The 5,634-nt window shown below is 45.2% G+C and carries 2 tRNA genes and 3 rRNA genes; all 5 read left to right on the forward strand.

Annotated features, from left to right (window positions below):
• The first annotated feature begins 370 nt into the window (after positions 1 to 370).
• The 5 genes from ES675_RS16150 to rrf all read left to right on the forward strand — a co-directional run bounded on the left by ES675_RS16150 (position 371) and on the right by rrf (position 5,576).
• Positions 371 to 1,896, forward strand: a 16S ribosomal RNA gene (locus ES675_RS16150).
• Positions 1,897 to 1,976: 80 nt separating this feature from the next.
• Positions 1,977 to 2,050, forward strand: a tRNA-Ile gene (locus ES675_RS16155).
• A gap of 157 nt (positions 2,051 to 2,207) precedes the next feature.
• Positions 2,208 to 2,281: transfer RNA gene (locus ES675_RS16160), tRNA-Ala, on the forward strand.
• Positions 2,282 to 2,514: 233 nt separating this feature from the next.
• Positions 2,515 to 5,342, forward strand: a 23S ribosomal RNA gene (locus tag ES675_RS16165).
• Between the two features lie 125 nt (positions 5,343 to 5,467).
• Positions 5,468 to 5,576: ribosomal RNA gene (rrf, locus tag ES675_RS16170) — 5S ribosomal RNA — on the forward strand.
• Together the 16S, 23S and 5S rRNA genes with 2 tRNA genes alongside form the textbook arrangement of a ribosomal RNA operon.
• Positions 5,577 to 5,634: the final 58 nt, after the last annotated feature.

Consider the following 5,634-nt stretch of genomic DNA (forward strand, 5'->3'; position numbering starts at 1 on the left):
ATTAGAAATAAACTTTCAAAATAAACTAAAAAAAGCTTTGCAGGAATAAAAAAGGTTGTATGTTTGCAGCCGCTAAAAACGGCAACGTTTTCAGCAACGTTCAGAAGCATTTATTGAAAAGCTAAGTAGAGAAAAAAATATTTATATTTTTTTTAAAATAAAGTTTGCGGGTTAAGAAATTAGTAATTATATTTGCACCCGCTTAAGAGATAAACGCCTTAAGAAACAGAGAAAAAAGTTCATAGACATATTGAATTGACAGCGTAAGATTTAACTGGAAACGGTTAAATTAAACAAAAGAGAATAAACCATTTTGAGTAATTAGATTTTAAACTATTTCGATTAGTTGTTAAATAATATTTAAGAATTAACGATGAAGAGTTTGATCCTGGCTCAGGATGAACGCTAGCGGCAGGCCTAACACATGCAAGTCGAACGGTAACAGAGAAAAGCTTGCTTTTTTGCTGACGAGTGGCGCACGGGTGAGTAACGCGTATACAATCTACCTTTTACAGTGGGATAGCCCAGAGAAATTTGGATTAATACCGCATAGTATTATTAGTTGGCATCAATTGATAATTAAAGTTTCGGCGGTAAAAGATGAGTATGCGTTCTATTAGCTAGATGGTAAGGTAACGGCTTACCATGGCAACGATAGATAGGGGCCCTGAGAGGGGGATCCCCCACACTGGTACTGAGACACGGACCAGACTCCTACGGGAGGCAGCAGTGAGGAATATTGGACAATGGGCGCAAGCCTGATCCAGCCATGCCGCGTGCAGGAAGACTGCCCTATGGGTTGTAAACTGCTTTTATACAGGAAGAAACACCCCGACGTGTCGGGGCTTGACGGTACTGTAAGAATAAGGATCGGCTAACTCCGTGCCAGCAGCCGCGGTAATACGGAGGATCCAAGCGTTATCCGGAATCATTGGGTTTAAAGGGTCCGTAGGTGGATAATTAAGTCAGGGGTGAAAGTCTGCAGCTCAACTGTAGAATTGCCTTTGATACTGGTTATCTTGAGTTATTATGAAGTAGTTAGAATATGTGGTGTAGCGGTGAAATGCATAGATATCACATAGAATACCAATTGCGAAGGCAGATTACTAATAATATACTGACACTGATGGACGAAAGCGTGGGGAGCGAACAGGATTAGATACCCTGGTAGTCCACGCCGTAAACGATGGTTACTAGCTGTTCGAACTTCGGTTTGAGTGGCTAAGCGAAAGTGATAAGTAACCCACCTGGGGAGTACGTTCGCAAGAATGAAACTCAAAGGAATTGACGGGGGCCCGCACAAGCGGTGGAGCATGTGGTTTAATTCGATGATACGCGAGGAACCTTACCAGGGCTTAAATGTAGATTGACAGGTTTAGAGATAGACTTTTCTTCGGACAATTTACAAGGTGCTGCATGGTTGTCGTCAGCTCGTGCCGTGAGGTGTCAGGTTAAGTCCTATAACGAGCGCAACCCCTGTTGTTAGTTGCCAGCGAGTCATGTCGGGAACTCTAACAAGACTGCCAGTGCAAACTGTGAGGAAGGTGGGGATGACGTCAAATCATCACGGCCCTTACGTCCTGGGCTACACACGTGCTACAATGGTAGGGACAGAGAGCAGCCACTGCGCGAGCAGGAGCGAATCTATAAACCCTATCACAGTTCGGATCGGAGTCTGCAACTCGACTCCGTGAAGCTGGAATCGCTAGTAATCGCATATCAGCCATGATGCGGTGAATACGTTCCCGGGCCTTGTACACACCGCCCGTCAAGCCATGGAAGCTGGGAGTGCCTGAAGTCCGTCACCGTAAGGAGCGGCCTAGGGTAAAATTGGTAACTAGGGCTAAGTCGTAACAAGGTAGCCGTACCGGAAGGTGCGGCTGGAACACCTCCTTTCTAGAGAAAGACGACTAATTTGAATACTTCTATATAAAAGAAGTGGCTTATTCTCAAGCTGTTAATTTAAAATATTAAAGAGTCTCATAGCTCAGCTGGTTAGAGCGCTACACTGATAATGTAGAGGTCGGCAGTTCGAGTCTGCCTGAGACTACAACAAAAAAAAAGGTAAGATTTAGGTTAAAACTTAAAGATTACAACGTTCATTACATATTGAAAGGAAATTTTAGAAGTTGGGTATCCCAAGTTGACGTATAAGTCATCAATTAACTGATAACTGTTAACTGATAACTGACAACTGAAACAAAAATGGGGGATTAGCTCAGCTGGCTAGAGCGCCTGCCTTGCACGCAGGAGGTCATCGGTTCGACTCCGATATTCTCCACAAACATACTCACGAGAGTGGGTATCTCATTAGGAATGCTGTCAATTTAATTGAAAGACAACCGACATGAGGTCTCTAAAGATGATTTAGAGAACAAACGTTCATTGACATATTGAAAAAGATACATGAAATTTAATAATTAAAATCGTTTAATTATTAAATTAAAAAAGTGATTAATTAGGGTTACGAGCTTTTAATTAATCACAGTAAACTCATTAAAAAGACAAAAAGTACAATAAGCTAAATAAGAGCGTATGGGGAATGCCTAGGCTCTCAGAGGCGATGAAGGACGTGATAAGCTGCGAAAAGCTGCGGGGATTGGCACATACAAATCGATCCGCAGATATCCGAATGGGGCAACCCAGCATGTTGAAGACATGTTACACCGTAAGGTGAGCAAACCCGGAGAACTGAAACATCTAAGTACCCGGAGGAGAAGAAAACAATAGTGATTCCGTAAGTAGTGGCGAGCGAACGCGGATTAGCCCAAACCAGATTTGTTACGGCAAATTTGGGGTTGTAGGACCACGATATTGAATGTCATATGAATTAGAACGCTTTGGAAAGAGCGACCAGAGAGGGTGATAGTCCCGTATAGGTAAAGAAGACAAACATAGTGGTATCCTGAGTAGTGCGGGACACGAGTAATCCTGTATGAAACAGTCGGGACCATCCGATAAGGCTAAATACTCCTGAGAGACCGATAGTGAACTAGTACCGTGAGGGAAAGGTGAAAAGAACCCTGAATAAGGGAGTGAAATAGAACCTGAAACCATACGCTTACAAGCGGTCGGAGCAGACTTGATCTGTGACGGCGTGCCTTTTGCATAATGAGCCTACGAGTTACCGTTGCTAGCAAGGTTAAGGACTTCAGGTCCGGATCCGTAGCGAAAGCGAGTCTGAATAGGGCGCTTTAGTTAGTAGTGGTAGACGCGAAACCGTGTGATCTACCCATGGGCAGGTTGAAGCTGTAGTAACATACAGTGGAGGACCGAACCGGTTGACGTTGAAAAGTCTTCGGATGACCTGTGGGTAGGGGTGAAAGGCCAATCAAACTCGGAAATAGCTCGTACTCCCCGAAATGCATTTAGGTGCAGCGTTGATTTATAGTTTTATAGAGGTAGAGCTACTGATTGGATGCGGGGGCTTCACCGCCTACCAATTCCTGACAAACTCCGAATGCTATATAATGATAATCAGCAGTGAGGGCATGGGTGCTAAGGTCCATGTCCGAGAGGGAAAGAACCCAGACCATCAGCTAAGGTCCCAAAATATATGTTAAGTTGAAAAAACGAGGTTGAACTGCTTAGACAGCTAGGATGTTGGCTTGGAAGCAGCCATTCATTTAAAGAGTGCGTAACAGCTCACTAGTCGAGCGGTTCGGCATGGATAATAATCGGGCATAAACATATTACCGAAGCTATGGACTTATTAATAAGTGGTAGGGGAGCATTGTAGTGTCGTCGAAGGTGTGCTGTGAGGCATGCTGGAGAAGCTACAAAAGAAAATGTAGGCATAAGTAACGATAATGCGGGCGAGAAACCCGCACTCCGAAAGACTAAGGTTTCCTCAGCTATGCTAATCAGCTGAGGGTTAGTCGGGACCTAACGCGAACCCGAAAGGGGTAGTGGATGGACAACAGGTTAATATTCCTGTACCTGCTCACACTAAAAGTGACGGAGGCGAAAAGTTGGTGCGTACTGACGGAATAGTACGTTGAAGGAAGTGGTAACACTCCAATAGTACACTAAAGCTACGGCTGCGGTGATAATCCAGCAAATCGACTTCCAAGAAAAGCGAGTGAAGCAGCCCGTACCCTAAACCGACACAGGTAGTTGGGATGAGAATTCTAAGGAGCTCGAGAGATTCATGGTTAAGGAACTAGGCAAAATAGACGCGTAACTTCGGGAGAAGCGTCGCCCATCTTCGGATGGGCCGCAGTGAAAGAGTCCAGGCGACTGTTTATCAAAAACACAGGGCTATGCTAAATCGAAAGATGACGTATATGGCCTGACACCTGCCCGGTGCTGGAAGGTTAAGTGGAGGGTTTAGCTTCGGCGAAGATCTGAAATGAAGCCCCAGTAAACGGCGGCCGTAACTATAACGGTCCTAAGGTAGCGAAATTCCTTGTCGGGTAAGTTCCGACCTGCACGAATGGTGCAACGATCTGGACACTGTCTCAACCATGAGCTCGGTGAAATTGTAGTATCGGTGAAGATGCCGATTACCCGCTGTGGGACGAAAAGACCCCGTGCACCTTTACTATAGCTTAGTATTGGTTTTGGATAAGTAATGTGTAGGATAGGTGGGAGACTTTGAAGTGGCGTCGCTAGGCGTTGTGGAGTCATTGTTGAAATACCACCCTTTGCTTATCTAGAGTCTAACCCTTCACAAAAGGGGACAGTGCTTGGTGGGTAGTTTGACTGGGGTGGTCGCCTCCAAAAGAGTAACGGAGGCTTCTAAAGGTTCCCTCAGTACGGTTGGTAATCGTACGTAGAGTGCAATGGCATAAGGGAGCTTGACTGAGAGACATACAGGTCGATCAGGTACGAAAGTAGAGCATAGTGATCCGGTGGTTCCGCATGGAAGGGCCATCGCTCAAAGGATAAAAGGTACGCCGGGGATAACAGGCTGATCTCCCCCAAGAGCTCATATCGACGGGGGGGTTTGGCACCTCGATGTCGGCTCGTCACATCCTGGGGCTGGAGAAGGTCCCAAGGGTTGGGCTGTTCGCCCATTAAAGTGGCACGCGAGCTGGGTTCAGAACGTCGTGAGACAGTTCGGTCTCTATCTACAGTGGGCGTTAGAAATTTGAGTGGATCTGACTCTAGTACGAGAGGACCGAGTTGGACAAACCTCTGGTGTATCAGTTGTTCCGCCAGGAGCATTGCTGAGTAGCTACGTTTGGAAGGGATAAGCGCTGAAAGCATATAAGCGCGAAACCCACCACAAGATGAGATTTCTTTAAAGGGTCGTGGGAGATGACCACGTTGATAGGCTATAGGTGTAAAGGCAGTAATGTCATAGCCGAGTAGTACTAATAACCCATAGGCTTATTGTACGCCTGTTTTTTTACAAAGTTTACAAACAAATCATGTACTTTTTTCAATATGTTAAGATATTTGTTCCATTTTTTATGGAACGCTGAAAGTAATACCATAAAACCGTATTACATCAGCTATAACTTAAGGTGGTTATAGCGACGGGGCTCACCTCTAACCATTCCGAACAGAGTAGTTAAGCCCGTTTGCGCCGATGGTACTGCATCTCGTGGGAGAGTAGGTCGCCGCCTTTTTTAGAATCCCGATTCATTTACTGAATCGGGATTTTTTTGTTTAATAACTTGTCGTTTT

Source organism: Algorimicrobium algoritergicola (genome assembly GCF_008086165.1).
GTDB lineage: Bacteria > Bacteroidota > Bacteroidia > Flavobacteriales > Flavobacteriaceae > Algorimicrobium > Algorimicrobium algoritergicola.